At 39.0% G+C, this 16,456-nt stretch carries 8 protein-coding genes; 3 read left to right on the top strand and 5 right to left on the bottom strand.

Going from position 1 to position 16,456, the window contains the following annotated elements; genetic code table 11:
* Positions 1-35: 35 nt before the first annotated feature.
* Positions 36-2,738: a magnesium-translocating P-type ATPase gene (gene mgtA, locus M1F03_RS12365; RefSeq protein WP_318839941.1), complete on the top strand. Its 2,703-nt coding sequence runs from the start codon at positions 36-38 to the stop codon at positions 2,736-2,738.
* A 476-nt stretch (positions 2,739-3,214) separates the two neighbouring features.
* On the opposite strand, the gene M1F03_RS12360 is transcribed toward mgtA, so the two are convergent.
* A complete protein-coding gene (locus M1F03_RS12360) occupies positions 3,215-3,526 on the bottom strand; it encodes a DUF5339 domain-containing protein (RefSeq protein ID WP_154621816.1) in 312 nt (103 codons plus the stop codon).
* 1,194 nt (positions 3,527-4,720) lie between these two features.
* On the opposite strand from M1F03_RS12360, the gene fliZ reads away from it, so the two are divergent.
* A complete protein-coding gene (gene fliZ / locus M1F03_RS12355; protein WP_154624120.1) occupies positions 4,721-5,233 on the top strand; it encodes a flagella biosynthesis regulatory protein FliZ in 513 nt (170 codons plus the stop codon).
* A 357-nt stretch (positions 5,234-5,590) separates the two neighbouring features.
* Here the strand turns inward: fliZ and putA are convergent, their stop codons facing one another.
* Positions 5,591-9,574 carry a trifunctional transcriptional regulator/proline dehydrogenase/L-glutamate gamma-semialdehyde dehydrogenase gene (putA, locus tag M1F03_RS12350; RefSeq protein WP_247047962.1) on the bottom strand — a complete coding sequence of 1,328 codons (3,984 nt, stop codon included), beginning with the start codon at positions 9,572-9,574 and terminating at the stop codon, positions 5,591-5,593.
* Positions 9,575-10,029: 455 nt separating this feature from the next.
* Between putA and putP the strand changes: the two genes are divergently transcribed.
* Positions 10,030-11,514, top strand: a complete 1,485-nt coding sequence (gene putP, locus M1F03_RS12345) for a sodium/proline symporter PutP (RefSeq protein WP_154624122.1) — start codon at positions 10,030-10,032, stop codon at positions 11,512-11,514.
* A 244-nt stretch (positions 11,515-11,758) separates the two neighbouring features.
* Here the strand turns inward: putP and M1F03_RS12340 are convergent, their stop codons facing one another.
* From M1F03_RS12340 to M1F03_RS12330, 3 genes are all read right to left on the bottom strand, one after another.
* Positions 11,759-12,505: a glutathione S-transferase family protein gene (locus M1F03_RS12340; protein WP_154624123.1), complete on the bottom strand. Its 747-nt coding sequence runs from the start codon at positions 12,503-12,505 to the stop codon at positions 11,759-11,761.
* A gap of 417 nt (positions 12,506-12,922) precedes the next feature.
* Positions 12,923-14,326 carry a D-serine/D-alanine/glycine transporter gene (gene cycA, locus M1F03_RS12335; RefSeq protein ID WP_154624124.1) on the bottom strand — a complete coding sequence of 468 codons (1,404 nt, stop codon included), beginning with the start codon at positions 14,324-14,326 and terminating at the stop codon, positions 12,923-12,925.
* A gap of 1,104 nt (positions 14,327-15,430) precedes the next feature.
* A complete protein-coding gene (locus tag M1F03_RS12330) occupies positions 15,431-16,420 on the bottom strand; it encodes a spore coat protein U domain-containing protein (protein WP_272661249.1) in 990 nt (329 codons plus the stop codon).
* Positions 16,421-16,456 lie beyond the last annotated feature (36 nt).

Genomic DNA, 16,456 nt, shown 5'->3' with positions numbered 1-16,456 from the left:
TTAGCACGGTAAATACCGTATTAGAGATAAACGTTATGACTGAAATCAGGCATCCGCGCAAAAGTGCCAAGACCACTGCGCGCCAAAAATATATTGTTGGCGAACAAGCCAATAAAACAATGGAACAAGTGCTTAATGAATATCAAACTAATTTATTAGGTTTGACAGATAATGAGGCACTCGATCGATTAGTTGAACAGGGCGAAAATGAAGTTGCCCATGAGAAAGCCCCTCCAGCGTGGAAGCAGCTCCTCTCCTCATTTAAAAATCCTTTCATTTTTGTCTTAATGACATTGGCAATAGTGAGTTTTTTCACTGACTATTTCATCCCTGAACGCCAAGGTGAAGAAACTGATTTAACAGGCGTTATTATTATTGTCACCATGGTGTTATTAAGCGGATTATTAAGGTTTTGGCAGGAATATCGAACCAATAAGGCTGCTGAAGCGTTGAAATTCCTTGTTCGTACCACCGCAACGGTGTTCCGTCGAGACAATAAAACAGGGCGTTCAGTACGCAAGGAAGTTCCCATCAAGTGTTTGGTTCCAGGAGATATTGTCTTGTTATCTGCTGGGGATATGGTTCCAGCAGATCTAAAACTGGTTGAGTCTCGCGATCTATTTATTAGTCAGGCGATATTAACTGGGGAGTCGATACCAGTAGAAAAATATGACACGCTGGGGGATGTCAGTGCGAAAAGCATTGATCCCATCTCACCAACCGAAAATGAATTGTTGGAAATCTCTAATATTTGTTTGATGGGAACCAATGTGACCAGTGGAACAGCGAGAGGGATCGTTGTAGCAACGGGCGCAAAAACCTATCTTGGCTCACTGGCCAAATCGATTGTTGGTAGTCGTGCGCAAACGGCGTTTGATCGTGGAGTCAACAGCGTTAGTTGGTTACTCATTCGCTTTATGTTGGTTATGGTGCCTATTGTTTTACTTATTAATGGTTTTACAAAAGGTGATTGGTTTGAGGCAACGTTATTCTCTCTGGCTGTTGCGGTTGGCTTAACGCCTGAAATGCTACCTATGATTGTCAGTTCAAATCTAGCCAAGGGCGCAATTGCCATGTCTAAACATAAGGTGATTGTAAAAAGGCTCAATGCGATTCAAAATTTTGGGGCAATGGATGTACTTTGTACTGATAAAACAGGCACATTAACGCAGGATAGGATTATTTTAGAGCATTATTTAGGAAGTAACGGCGAAAAAGATAATCAAGTTTTGCAACTGGCATGGTTGAATAGTTTTAACCAAAGCGGTGCTAAGAATATGATGGACCAAGCGATCATTCGGCGCGGCAGAGGAAAAAATGCAATAGAGCAATTGCGTGCTTATCAAAAAATTGATGAACTTCCCTTTGATTTTATTCGTCGTAAGCTCTCTGTATCGGTGAGGACCCCAGAAGGAGAGGCACTATTAATATGTAAGGGTGCAGCAGAAGAGATGCTTGCTGTATGTACGAGTTATCAACACAATGGTCAATCTCAGCAACTTGACTCCCAAGCGAAACAACAGATTACCGAATTAGTCAGTGATTATAATCGACAAGGTTTTCGCGTGTTGCTATTGGCCACTCGCTCACTAAATAGTGATGAAGCCAGTTTGCCACTTTCTGCCGTTGCGGAACAACAGTTAGAATTGCGTGGTATTTTAACGTTTCTTGATCCGGCGAAAGAAAGCGCAATTTCAGCGATTGCAGCTTTACGTGAAAATGGTGTGACCGTAAAAGTATTAACGGGTGACAACGCCATTATTACGGAAAAGATCTGTCACGATGTAGGTTTAAATGTGAGTGAGATGATGACTGGCCTTGAAGTTGAGGCTATGTCAGATACAGAATTAAAACAGAAAGTTGAGCAAGTCTCGGTATTTTGTAAGCTAACACCATTACAAAAGTCCAGAATTTTAAAAATATTGCAAGCCAATGGTCATACCGTGGGTTTCTTAGGTGATGGAATCAATGATGCACCGGCATTACGTGATGCAGATGTGGGAATTTCCGTTGATACAGGAACTGATATTGCAAAAGAATCTGCTGATATTATTTTGTTAGAAAAAGATTTAATGGTATTGGAACAAGGTGTGATTAAAGGACGAGAAACCTTTGGCAATATCATTAAATACCTAAATATGACGGCAAGTTCTAACTTTGGTAACGTATTTTCTGTTTTGATCGCTAGCGCCTTTATTCCATTCTTACCGATGTTAGCGATTCATCTATTAGTACAAAACTTGTTATATGATATTTCTCAACTGGCTTTGCCTTGGGATAAAATGGATAAAGAGTTTTTAAAACGTCCACGCAAATGGGATGCAAAAAACATAGGTCGTTTTATGGTATGGATAGGTCCTACATCATCCATTTTTGATATTACTACCTTTGCTTTGATGTGGTACGTTTTCCAAGCTAATAGTGTTGCTCATGAAGCATTATTCCAATCAGGTTGGTTTGTTGAAGGGCTATTATCACAAACCTTAGTTGTTCATATGTTACGTACGCAAAAAATACCGTTTATTCAAAGCACTGCGGCGTTACCCGTCTTATTAACCACAGGGTTGATAATGGCGCTTGGTCTTTATATTCCGTTCTCCCCATTCGGTGAATGGATCGGATTACAACCATTACCAATAGAATATTTCCCTTGGCTGGTGTTAACGTTAGTCAGTTATTGTGTTGTTGCACAGCTAATGAAACAGTTTTACATAAAACGTTTTGGTACTTGGTTGTAGATAATTAAAACGCGGTAGTAAGGCTATTTTAATCGCCTTACTACTCAGCTAAATACAGAGATTAAAGCGTCATTTGCTTGTTTTGAAAGATAATAACAACAGGGGAGTCTTCATTCAATTTACTGCCTTGAACAGCTTTAATAATAACAGTGTATTTGTGACATATTTTTATACTGGGACATTTTTACTGAATACAGGATGATTATTAAAAATAATATGAGAAACATCTCTTCGATAGGGGGTAGAATAGGCTTTGAGAAACTATTTTCTGGGTACTCAACAGTTCAGCATGATGACGCTATTTTTTATCATTATTGAATGGCCGATTTTCAGGAAATTATAATAAGCCATTTTTATTGTTATAATTGAGTATGAAGGGAGACAGGACGAGACAATATTTGAAGGCTTGCGATTGTACTCTCATTATAAAAATATGGAGCCATATATCTATAGCCCCATGGTATAGAGAAATCTTATTACTGTAGGCCTAAAGCAGATTTCATTTGTTTCATTGCATCAATACCTTGTTGGCAAGCTTTATCTTGCTGATCTTTAGGTAGTGCTGCAACTTGTTTTTTACCTTCTTCTAATTGGCCTTTCATAGCATCTAATTGAGCTTTTGCTTCTGGATTTTCAGACGCTTTTGCAATCAGAGAATCAATCTCAGCAAAGTAGGTATTACAAGTTTCTGTTGCACCCGCAACTTCTGATTTTTTCTCTTCATCAGAACAAGCTGTGATCGTTAATGCCATTAAACCCATACCGCAAGCTAGAATTAACTTTTTCATAATCAACCTTAAATTATTTATTTTTGAAGTAGCAGAGGGAGTATATAAAAGTTTTTCTCGATATCAAACGTAACAAATCCTAAAAAATAACTCGAAAAATACCTTATAAGTTAGCTTAAAACTGATATCTAAAATCTATGAGCCAAGATATTTGGCATTTTAATCTAAAAGGTGAGTGTGATGTATTGAAAATATATTACAAGATGCCGTAATAACATAGGCCATTGACAAGATAATGTTGTCTGTTGTTATCACAAGCGGGGCATTTGCAGTAATGGGAATATTTTAATATAAGTCGAGTGTTTTTTATTCAATTTGCTTAAAGCGTGGTATCACCATGAATCAAGAAAGTTATCCACAGACTGAGCGTGAATTTACCCACAGAAAATGTGGATGGTATCAATTTATAGGTGTCGTATATTAGCGATGTGGTATGAGTGATATCAGTGTAACGATCTTAATAAGTGAATGGGTAAATTTACTTAAAAAAATAAATTAATATCTCAGATGGCTGTTTGGGGTGAAATTATAATCTATAAATTAGATATATCTTTTGGTTATGAGCTATAACTTTTTTGCATATGTTAAAAAAATAAATTCATATGCTTAATAAGCACATAAATGTAAAATTAAATTTACAACTTTTCTTTTATATCAGCTTATGAGCTATTTAAAAAATTAATATCTACGCAGAGAATAGTTAAATTTTGGTTATGTTAGGTGAGTTACTTCACATTTTTACTATTTTAACGCCAATTTAACTATCAAACTGATTTATAAATTAAATTTTTATTGAATGCTCGGTTGATTATCGGGTAAAGTCATCACTTTAACTGTTGGTATAGTTAGCGACTTATAATGCTTTATTGTGATTTTATTCTGTGCAAAGGCAATAAATGACTGGTTTAATAGGTTGACGCTAAATCAAATTCGTACCAAACTCTAGTCTTCGCAGAAATTCGCCAAAGAGTGATAGACGCGATAGAATGCATTTCACAGAGGGAAAATAGCTCATACCGTGTATTTTTAGTATGAACTAGTCTCTTAAGAGAAAGCAAAAGAGCTTGATACAGGTAAATCTGTATTATTATGCAACATAGCGGATAAATAATAATGCTATGGGCATGCTAAGTATGTAGCGTGGATACCACGTTACAATTTTAATTTTAGACTTACACACAGGGCTTTATCATCATGTCTGCTTCTATTGTTAAGAAACGGCCGCTGAGTCGTTATATCAAAGACTTTAAACACAGCCAAACTCATTGTGCACATTGTCATAAAACACTGGATCGTATCTCTCTAGTCTTTAATGATAGCATCTTGAATAAAGAAGCTATTGCGGAGATGACCGAGCTAGTTGATGAAAATACATGGGTTGAATTACAAGATAAATTTACCGCACTTTGTCGTTTTTGCAGTGAAATTTATTGCAATAGTAATACTGATTTCTTTGACATCATGTCATTTAAACAGTATTTATTCTTACAGACTGAAATGAGCCACAGCACAGTTCGCGAATATGTTGTTCGTTTGCGCCGTCTTGATGAACTTCTCTCATCGTCTAATTTTTCAATGAAAGAGTTTACAGCGAGCAAAATTCAAGAGCAATTAAGCGATAAAATGACTGAATCTGCTTTTAGCAACTACAATATTGCGCTACGTAAATATGAGCAATACTTGTATTGGGAATCAGAGAAAAATTAATCCATAGCAAAGAACCTAGTTAACAACTTGTTCAGTGCAATACGGTTATAGTACGTCAGGTGTCCATTATGGGCACCTTTTTGTTTCTAATGAATATAGTGATTTTTTTCGTCATTAATCGAGGTTAATTAGAACTGTCCATTGTGATGGTCATATTAAGAATAAGTACTAACCACAATAGATAATTATTTAGATTCAATCTGAGCTCAATATTATTAATTACCAATATTGAATATCTGGTTATTAAAAGAACAATACAGATTGGGTTGAAATAATAAAGGGCATGACGGGAAGGTAGGAAGCAAATAAATAAAACGACGCCTGAACCTAATATTAACTAGGCTCAGGCGTTTTTAATTAGCCAATGGTCATTAGGCTTGCATTACCACCTGCTGCTGCGGTATTGATGCTCAATGAACGTTCATGGACTAATCTTTCAAGTAATAAGTTGGTTTCACCACGCTCGAAACCTTGTACTGAAATGATTGGGCCTTTACGTTGAGCGATACTCTCGCAGACAACTTTGAGTTGGTCACTGTCACCATGATAAATAACGGCTTCAATATGGCCATGATATTCTTGCCAATTTTTTGTCATTGCAACTGCATGACGCACTTTTTCAGGCAGTGATTTGTAGAGCTTTTGGTGGATCTCACTTTCAGGCCATAATGCTTGGCAGCCGCTGGCAAGAACCCCAGCCAATTGCACTAAACAGTCTTTTTCATTATCACTAAGACATAAAATCGTGCCACGTGGTGTTAAGGTATACGTGTTCTTTTCACCCGTAGGTCCCGGTAGTAAACGTGATGTACCTGCTTGTGCATGGCGTGCAAATTGCTCTAATACTTCAGATTCTATATGGTGTTCTTGTTTCTCTAACCATGTAGAAAGGGCATTGAAAGACTCAAGTAGAATAGGGCGTGCAGTGGCATCTAGTGCAAGCTCACTATCTTGTCTTTCGAGCGTACGAGAGACAGCATTATCTGGACGCTCACTTAATAATCGATACAGATAGAGTGGTCCACCCGCTTTCGGTCCAGTACCCGACAGACCTTCACCACCAAATGGTTGAACACCGACAACCGCACCAACCATATTCCGGTTAACATACAGGTTGCCAACTTTGGCTCTTGCAACGACTTGGTTGATGGTTTCATCAATTCGAGTATGAACGCCTAACGTTAATCCATAACCCGCAGCATTGATCTGCTCAATAATATCAACGAGTTGTTCTCGTTTGTAACGAACAACATGTAGCACAGGACCAAAGATTTCTTTTTTCAGTTCACTGACGTTATCCAATTCAATCAATGTTGGTTTCACATAAGTACCTTCAGATTGCTCATGGAGATCCTCATTATGATTGAATACAGCTTGGAACACCTCTTTGCCTTTGCTACGCATTTGTTGAATATGTTGCTCAATATTCTCTTTAGCTTCGCTATCAATGACAGGCCCAATGTCAGTATACAGATGCTCAGGATTCCCCATACGGCACTCTTCCATCGCACCTTTAAGCATACGAATTGTGCGATCCGCGACATCTTCCTGAACACACAAAATACGTAAAGCCGAACAGCGTTGACCCGCACTATCGAACGCGGAAGCGACCACATCGGTGACAACTTGCTCCGTTAAGGCTGATGAATCCACGATCATCGCATTCAACCCGCCCGTCTCGGCAATGAGTGGTGTTGGGCGGCCTTGAGCATCCAGCCTACCTGCAATGTTACGTTGCAATAAACCTGCCACCTCAGTAGAACCAGTAAACATAACGCCACGAACTCTTGTATCACCAACCAGTTTCGCGCCGATAGTTTCCCCTTTACCCGGTAAAAATTGCAATACTTCACGTGGAATACCCGCCTGATGGAGTATCGATATTGCAATTGAGCCTATAAGAGGAGTTTGCTCCGCCGGTTTTGCTAATACGGTATTACCTGCCGCTAATGCTGCTGCTATTTGCCCTGTAAAAATAGCTAATGGGAAGTTCCATGGGCTAATACAGACGACAGGACCTAGTGGTCGATGCGTATTGTTATCAAAATCATCTCTGACTTGAGTTGCATAATAATTGAGGAAATCGACGGCTTCTCGAACTTCTGAAATCGCATTCGCGTAGGTTTTACCCGCCTCACGAACAAGCACATCTAACAATGGCTGTAGCTGTTGCTCCATGATATCAGCGGCACGTAGTAATATCGCCGCACGCTCTGAAGGTGGAGTAGCAAACCAAATCGCACCGGCATCACTGGCGATATTTAATGCATATTCAGCTTCCTCTAACGTTGCTTCACGCACGTGACCAACAATATCAGAATGGCAGGCAGGATTAATGACAGGCACTCTGTTTTCGGCTGCTTCCGTAGATTGATAATCCCCTCCTAACAGTGGCTGAGCTAATTTTTCCTGCATTGCAGCCGTTAAAAGAGCGCTAGAAAGTGAAGCTAAACGGTGCTCATTTGACAGATCCAGCCCCATTGAATTGACGCGACGCTGGCCATAAAGATCACGAGGTAATGCAATTTTAGGATGCGGTAAACCAATTTGTCCTTCGACTTTAGAAAGCTCAAGTACTTCTTTCACTGGGTCAGCAACTAACTCATCAAGAGGAATCGTTGCATCCGCAATACGGTTAACAAATGAAGTGTTAGCTCCATTTTCGAGTAGACGACGAACCAAATAGGCTAACAACGTTTCATGAGTACCAACTGGCGCGTAAATACGGCAAGGACGATTAAGCTTGCCGTCAGCAACTTTTCCAACCACTTGTTCGTATAGCGGCTCCCCCATGCCATGTAAGCATTGGAACTCGTATTGGCCTGGATAGTAATTTTTCCCTGCAATTTGATAGATAGCAGCGAGGGTATGAGCGTTATGTGTTGCAAACTGTGGATAGATAAGGTTTGGAACAGACAATAATTTACGAGCACAAGCCAGATATGAAACGTCAGTATAGACCTTACGTGTATAAACAGGATAACCTTCTAAGCCATCAACTTGTGCGCGTTTGATCTCGCTATCCCAATAAGCCCCTTTAACTAGGCGGATCATTAATCGACGCTTACTGCGTTCTGCAAGATCAATAATAGAGTCGATTACAAATGGGCAGCGCTTTTGGTAGGCTTGGATGACGAAGCCAATCCCATTCCAACCGGCAAGTTTAGGCTCGAAACAGAGTTTTTCGAGTAAATCGAGTGAGATTTCTAAGCGATCTGCTTCTTCCGCATCGATATTGATCCCCACATCATATTGATGTGCTTGTAGCACTAATGATAATAAACGAGGATACAACTCTTCCATGACGCGCGAATATTGTGCGCGACTGTAGCGGGGATGCAAGGCAGATAATTTAATAGAAATGCCTGGGCCTTCATAGATGCCTCGGCCATTAGATGCTTTACCGATTGCATGAATAGCTTGTTGGTATGACACCATATAATCTTGGGCATCTTTTTCTGTTAGTGCTGCTTCACCTAACATGTCATAAGAGTAGCGAAACCCTTTTTCTTCCAGTTTCCGAGCATTTGCTAATGCTTGTGCGATAGTTTCACCAGTAACAAACTGCTCACCCATCAAGCGCATCGCCATATCAACGCCTTTGCGGATTAATGGTTCACCACTCTTACTAATAATACGGTTTAAAGAGCTAGAGAGTTTTGCTTCATTATGTGTAGAAACTAATTTACCAGTGAACAATAAGCCCCAAGTTGCTGCATTGACAAACATTGAGCTACTTTGCCCTAAATGGGATTGCCAATTACCCGTACTGATTTTATCTCGGATCAGTGCGTCACGTGTTGCTTTATCTGGGATACGTAATAGCGCTTCAGCTAAGCACATGAGCGCAACACCTTCTTGTGAAGAAAGTGAAAACTCTTGTAATAAGCCTTGAACTAATCCAGAACGACCAATGCCATTTTTTTGGTTACGTAGTTTTTCCGCTATGGAGTAAGCCAACTGGTGTGCTGCATCGGCTTGTTCAGCGGGCAATTGCGCTTGTTGCAATAACATGGGAAGCGCTTGCGTTTCAGGAATGCGATAAGCGGATGTAATCGCTGAGCGTTTAACCGATTGGGGTAAAATATGTTCAGCAAAATCCAAAAAAGGCTGATAATTCGATTCTGTTAGTGATTCTTCTTCTGATATTTGGCCGTCTTTGTTATCTTGTCCTGCGGAGATCTCAGGGATGAACTGCTGATTATCAAGCTGTTCAAGATAATTGAATATGGCTTGCTTAATTAGCCAATGCGGCGTGCGGTCAAGACGTTGAGCAGCAGTTTTAATGCGTTCACGAGTCGCTTCATCAAGTCTCACACCCATAGTTGTCGTACTACTCATCCCATTTCCTCTAAATAATTAGCTACTAGAAACAAAAAAGTTACACATCAATAGCATGATGTTGCAACTTTGTGCAACGTTGTTAAAGCCTATTCTAAAGGAATTGTGAAATATATCGTATTTTTATTTGTTAAATGAGATGGTCAATAATGACAAATTAATTTTTTATTGAAAATCAATCGGTTGAATTTAACCCCTTAATGAGCGGAATGTTAATCAATCTATTAACTTTAGTACCACTAATTTAACATTTGTGATATGGGTATCGTTTATGGAATAAAATGGCGTTAATTTCTTGTTAAATGTAAATGAGTTTGTCTAGCATGCTAAGGTGATATTTTTTATTAAGTGCAACACAACACAAACACAAGACACATAAATTTATAATTTAATTTGTTGACGTGCAATTTAGTGCAACAAACCAAAAAAGAATAACTATTCTATGGAGAAGACGGATGACTGTAAGCACTCCGATGATCATTATGTTCATCGTATATATTACTGGCATGTTACTTATTGGCTATTTAGCTTATCGCTCAACGAAAAATTTTGATGATTATATTTTAGGCGGGCGAAGTTTGGGTAGCGTGGTAACAGCCTTATCGGCCGGTGCCTCCGACATGAGTGGGTGGTTGCTAATGGGGTTACCTGGCGCTATTTTCCTCGCGGGTATTTCGGAAGCTTGGATTGCGATAGGATTGAGTTTAGGCGCTTACCTCAATTGGCTATTTGTCGCTGGGCGTTTACGCGTTCAAACTGAGAAAAATAATAATGCGTTAACCTTGCCTGATTATTTTACTAGTCGCTTTGAAGATAATAGTAAAATTTTGCGTATTATCTCCGCTGTTGTCATTTTAGTGTTCTTTACCATCTACTGTGCTTCTGGTGTTGTCGCTGGTGGCCTATTGTTTGAAAGTACTTTTAATATTAGCTACGAAAAAGCAATGTGGCTTGGGGCATTAGCAACAATCGCATATACATTCCTAGGGGGATTCTTAGCGGTAAGTTGGACAGATACCGTCCAAGCCTCGTTAATGATATTCGCATTGATTTTAACGCCTATCGTGATCATCTTCTCATTAGGCGGTGCCGATACCGCAATTGAGGTGATTAAAGCTAAAAACCCTGAATATTTAGATATGTTTAAAGGGTTGAATTTTGTTGCCATTATCTCGCTATTAGGGTGGGGGCTAGGCTATTTCGGGCAACCACATATTTTAGCTCGCTTTATGGCGGCGGATTCTCATCGTACTATCCGTTCTGCTCGTCGTATCAGTATGACTTGGATGATTTTGTGTCTTGGTGGAACGACGGCTGTTGGTTTCTTTGGTATTGCTTATTTTGAAATGAATCCTGCATTAGCCTCTTCGGTTATGGGGAATAATGAGCGTATTTTCATGGAGCTAGCGGGGATACTCTTTAATCCTTGGATTGCCGGTATCTTATTATCCGCTATTTTAGCCGCGGTTATGAGTACATTAAGTTGCCAATTATTAGTATGCGCAAGTGCTTTAACTGAAGATTTGTATAAGCCATTCATTCGTAAAAAAGCAAGCCAGAAAGAACTCGTTTGGGTTGGTCGTTTAATGGTTCTGTTAGTGGCAGCGATTGCGATCTACATCGCAAGAGACCCTGATAGCAAAGTTCTGGCACTGGTTAGTAATGCATGGGCTGGTTTTGGTGCTGCTTTTGGTCCCGTTGTCTTAATGTCAGTATTGTGGAAGCGCATGACACGAACAGGGGCTCTTGCAGGGATGATAGTTGGAGCTGTCACAGTATTAGTTTGGATGAAGTACAAGTGGTTTGCACTGTATGAAATTATTCCTGGCTTTATTCTTGCGACTATTGCAATTGTCCTTGTTAGCCTATTAACAAAGGCACCAAGTGCTGCTGCTCAGGCGCGTTTCGAACAAGCTGAGGCGGAATATAAAACGAAGTAATTTATAAAATAAAGTCCCCCCAGTAGTTGGGTAATCAACTGCTGGGGGTTTTTTATGAGCAAATAGAAAATGACTATTGAATATTGTTCATTGATTTTATTTTGTATAGCCTTATTTTTTGAGCATTCAAATCTGAGCTTGTGGGGATGTTCATTCACCGCAAGTGATGGTAAAAATAATCAACTTTGAGTAAGGCGCTCAGTTTGTTTCCTTTAGACTTGTCTAAACCGCTTATCCGCTTTTGTTACCCGATGACTTGTTCACAAGTATCAGCTATCCACGCTGGAGACCCTTTAGAACCCCCGTTTAGTGCCAGTATTTGTGGAACAATGTAATCCCATGCTTTATGTGAAAGCCTATAACTTGGCCTTGACTCGAGCTTTGTTAACCAGCCACAGATATTAGGGTATCTTTCTATTATTTGCTTAAAATTGGGGTCAATCCTTAAAGCAAAAATATCGCAAGCATAGAGTAAATCTGCGGCGGAAATATCATTTCCAGATAAGAAATCTTTGCCTTCAAGCAGAAAATCTAAATTTTTAAACATAGCATGAAGTGCATTTAATTTAGCTTCAATCTCAATTGCTGAGGGTTTTGCTATCCCAAGATATGCAGGCATTAATAGTACGGGAAGAAAATATTCCAATGTTGAAATTTTACGAAGATTCGTATGATACCAAGATAAATGTTTATTGATGACAGCCTTAGATCTATGGTTCGCTCCAAACCATTTATCACTACAACCGTGAATATCGGTAAGGTAGTTCATGATTGCCGTTGCTTCGGAAAGGCAAAAGTCGTTGTGCTGCATTGCGGGTATCTGATGCAACGGATTGACGGCTAAAAACGCCTTAGAAAGATGTTCTCCTCGCGTCAACCACGTGTATTTGATATCGATGGGAATATTAGCCTCAATACAAAGCCAGTGAACTGCTCTACTTGGCTCTGAGGTAGGATCATGAAAAATAGTCAATGCGGATAAATTTGTCATTTTTTACCTTTAATTTAACGTTGCTCATTAGACATAAAGTGAACTTTACGAGCATGTTTATGACTTATCTCTTTCAATCTAATAACAAAATAAATTAATAAATAACAGCTCAAATGCTTAATAATCTGTCGATATTTATTTTCTGCACTAACTTAAGTAAACGGCGGCATTAATAAAAGGTGCTTGTACGGTTAGGAAAAAGTGCATTGAAAATGTACTAGCACAGATGAAGAAGTTTGAGCTGATGATATTTGGTTCAGAAATAGCCATATCGATAGGCTATAGGTATGAATGCATAAGGTATTACGAAGTCGATAAAAGTTAAAAGGCCTGAGTTCAGGAGTGTCTTGAATTCAGGCCTTTTAAGCTATTTGAATAACATATTCAATTTTATAGTAGCGCTTTACTATCTGGTCTTTAATGCGTTTTCTTACGGCGTTTAACGACTTGGTAACCAATTAATAGAATGATAAACCAGACAGGAGTCGCGATCAGTGCTTGTCTTGTATCATGTTGAAATGCTAGTAGCACGACCATAAATGCGAAGAAAGCCAAACAAATCCAAGACATCACAATACCCGCCGGCATTTTATAAAGTGAAGCTTTATGGAGCTGTGGGCGATGTTTTCTAAATTTAAGGTAACTGTATAAGATCATACTCCAGATAAACATAAATAGGATTGCTGATACAGTCGTGACTAATGTAAAAGCATGCATGATATCAGGAATGAAATAGATCAGTACGATACCAAAGCTGAGACAAATACAGGTAAAGATCAGTCCCGTGGCTGGAACAGCTTTTTTTGATAAACGACTAAACTGTTTTGGTGCATCGCCTTCTTTTGATAGGCCAAATAGCATGCGGCTGGTTGAAAAGACGCCACTATTAGCCGAAGAGGCTGCCGATGTCAGTACAACAAAGTTAACAATACTCGCAGCTGCCGGTAAGCTAATCAATACAAACATTTCAACAAATGGGCTTTTATCCGCTAAAATTGTGCGCCATGGCGTTACCGCCATAATCACAATCAGCGATAACACATAAAAGGTAATGATCCTAAAAGGAATAGCATTAATTGCTTTTGGCAGAGATTTCTCAGGATCACGGGTTTCTGCTGCGGCAGTGCCGACCAATTCTATTCCTACAAAGGCAAAAATGGCGATTTGGAAGCCCGCGAAAAAGCCACTCATTCCCATCGGGAACATGCCGCCATCATTCCAAATATTACTTAATGATGCAGTATGACCTGCCGGTGATTGAAAGTTCATGGCGATTAAGGTGCCACCAACGGCGATGAGCGTGACAATGGCAACAATCTTGATCATGGCAAACCAGAATTCGAGTTCACCAAATAGCCTGACAGACACTAAATTCAGCGTTAATAGAACGACAACGCAAATAAAAGAGGTTACCCATTCAGGGAAATCGGGGACCCAAAAACTGACATAGGATGTAATGGCGACAATATCGGCAATACCTGTAATGACCCAACAAAACCAATAAGTCCAGCCGACAAAAAAGCCAGCCCAAGGACCAATGAGGTCGGATGAAAAATCACTAAAGGATTTGTAATTGAGGTTGGAAAGTAATAATTCGCCCATGGCTCGCATGACAAAGAAGAGCATGAAGCCAATAATCATATAGACAAATATGATTGAAGGGCCCGCGAGTGAAATGGTTTTCCCAGAACCCATGAATAGCCCAGTTCCGATCGCGCCACCGATAGCGATAAGTTGGATATGGCGGTTACTCAGGCTACGTTTTAGCTGTTGCCGATCAGCAGACGAGCGTGTTGATGTTGTGGATTGATTTTCTTCCATCGGTATTTATCCAAAGAGGTTGGTTAGTGCGGTCACAGTATATTTTTAGTTGTGTGACAGTGTTTGCATAAATATTGTGACACAAATCTCAGTCAGTGTAAGGAAAACTTAACTGATTGTAAGTAGAGTGGTGATATCTTAATCCAAAGATAACACCAAATTAACATCAATAACCAAAATTTAATTATATAAATAAAATAGCAGAATAATGTAGATTCTGCTAAATGAGAGAGATTAAATAAATTTATCGGATTGTCAGCTCAGTAGGTAGAGCGATTGGTTTTGAGCGACAGCCAAACAGTATTGAGGTCGATAATCGAATCGCGAAAGTATTTTTTGAAATGAATAGTTCTATTCTTGATGGATATTTTAACTTAATTTCAAGCGTTATATTACTTAGTTTTCAATCACACTGATCGCCTACAGATTCAGGAATATTAGCCTCAGCGTTTATCAGGAGTTAATACATTAAGCAATCGATTGTTTATGATTACTTGATATTGTATTCCCATAAAATGTTCTAATGGGAGAGTGACTAATGTTTCTAAACTAGGGCTATTGAATCAGTCATCTTCATATGACTGATAACTCTAAAGAGTAATACCTTTGTTAACCTTGAAAAAATCTTTGCTGCTTGATGCAGCAAAACGACACGGTTATAAAAGTTAAATGGGATATAAAAAATACTCACACCGACTACGAAAAATAGCGGTTAATTATCCATTCAATGTCCGCATAAAAAAGTGAGCGCCCGCCAAACGCTGCTCTTCTTTCGCAACAACGCAATGATTGCTAAGAAGCTCCCCTTGTAATGACCGTTTTGATAATAAATAAGCCAATTGCCGGATAATTAGATTATGTATTATCAAATTCCGGCTTGCTTGCGCATCCCACAAATCGCAATATGATACCAACAAGGCTAATTCTCATTCAATTATCATTCAATTATTATTCAATTCTCATAATATTAATTTTTCCAACCAAGAGCGAAAATATTAGAAAAAATCTATGTGTATTAAGTAACAAATTACTTGAGAATAACCTTTGGGAACTGTTTTTTTCTTATCTGGGTGACGCAAAATACGCTAATGATTCTCTGGTATTTTAATAGGTTACATTAATAGTGACGGTATCGCTATAACTGCCTGGAGGATAATTTGTTGATGGTACCGTGACATAAACCGGGTAGTCTTTAGTGATCCCCGAGCCAATATCGGTAATTAAATTTAAAGGATTATTTCCCCACGTTGCGCCATTTAACCCCGGTGTTGAGCTTAATTGATAAGGGATTTTTTCAGTAGTCGAAATACTTTGTAAAACCCCTGAACCTTGTAAATTATTATTTGAGGGTAAGAGTCCGATACTAAACGGTGTTGTATTTGTACAAGTGACCGAAATATGGCCATTAGCCGCTACATTATTTGTTGAGCTCTGTACACTGCCAATATTAATGTCTCCATTACTTGATACTAGGCATTGATCAGTAATTGTTGCGGTTACGACAAAAGGAAAACTAGGGCCAACAATTGAACCACAGCTATTAGGCGTACTAAGGATACCAAGATTTAAGGTTGAGGTGGCTGTTAGTGAGGTATAAGTGTCAATATAAGTTGCAGGAATAACACTTGATTGATTAACTGATAGTTGAGCGTAAATAGTCACTGAACCAGTCGCAGGTGTTAGTCCTTGGTTTAAGCTTAATTTAATCATAATTGGACTGGAGCCAGAAATATGTTGACTCCCCCAGATTAGACTATGATTTGCATTTTGATAGAGCTGATAATTAATGGGACTATTTAATCCAACTGGTAACATTTGGCGAGAGGTAATTTGTCCAGAAACGCTGGAGATACCAATATTTAAACAAAGTGTGGCACCAACAAGTGTTTCGAGAGTTTCTTTAGTGCAGCTATAATTAAAGGTCAAAGAGGTGGTTGCCACGTTATTCGTTAAAGGCATTATGTGACCAAAATTCAATGTGCTAATATTTGAAATGGAGCAAGCTAGGCTATAAGCGTGACGAGGTAAATTTAAAGACAGAGATAAGAAAAAAACAATGCAAGATATTTTATATTTTCTATGAAGAGTTAACATTTTTTATCTCCTATTCAATTTGTGATTGAATATAGT

The organism is Providencia sp. PROV080 (genome assembly GCF_033688105.1).
GTDB lineage: Bacteria > Pseudomonadota > Gammaproteobacteria > Enterobacterales > Enterobacteriaceae > Providencia > Providencia zhejiangensis.
Note: the sequence above shows the minus strand (reverse complement) of the source record. Positions and strands in the feature narration are given on the sequence as shown.

Bases quoted from the DNA above. Each gene is read 5' to 3' on its own strand.
- M1F03_RS12360 (WP_154621816.1), bottom strand. From the start codon at position 3,526: ATGAAAAAGTTAATTCTAGCTTGCGGTATGGGTTTAATGGCATTAACG.
- cycA (WP_154624124.1), bottom strand. From the start codon at position 14,326: ATGGAAGAAAATCAATCCACAACATCAACACGCTCGTCTGCTGATCGG.
- M1F03_RS12340 (WP_154624123.1), bottom strand. From the start codon at position 12,505: ATGACAAATTTATCCGCATTGACTATTTTTCATGATCCTACCTCAGAG.
- putA (WP_247047962.1), bottom strand. From the start codon at position 9,574: ATGAGTAGTACGACAACTATGGGTGTGAGACTTGATGAAGCGACTCGT.
- putP (WP_154624122.1), top strand. From the start codon at position 10,030: ATGACTGTAAGCACTCCGATGATCATTATGTTCATCGTATATATTACT.
- fliZ (WP_154624120.1), top strand. From the start codon at position 4,721: ATGTCTGCTTCTATTGTTAAGAAACGGCCGCTGAGTCGTTATATCAAA.
- mgtA (WP_318839941.1), top strand. From the start codon at position 36: ATGACTGAAATCAGGCATCCGCGCAAAAGTGCCAAGACCACTGCGCGC.
- M1F03_RS12330 (WP_272661249.1), bottom strand. From the start codon at position 16,420: ATGTTAACTCTTCATAGAAAATATAAAATATCTTGCATTGTTTTTTTC.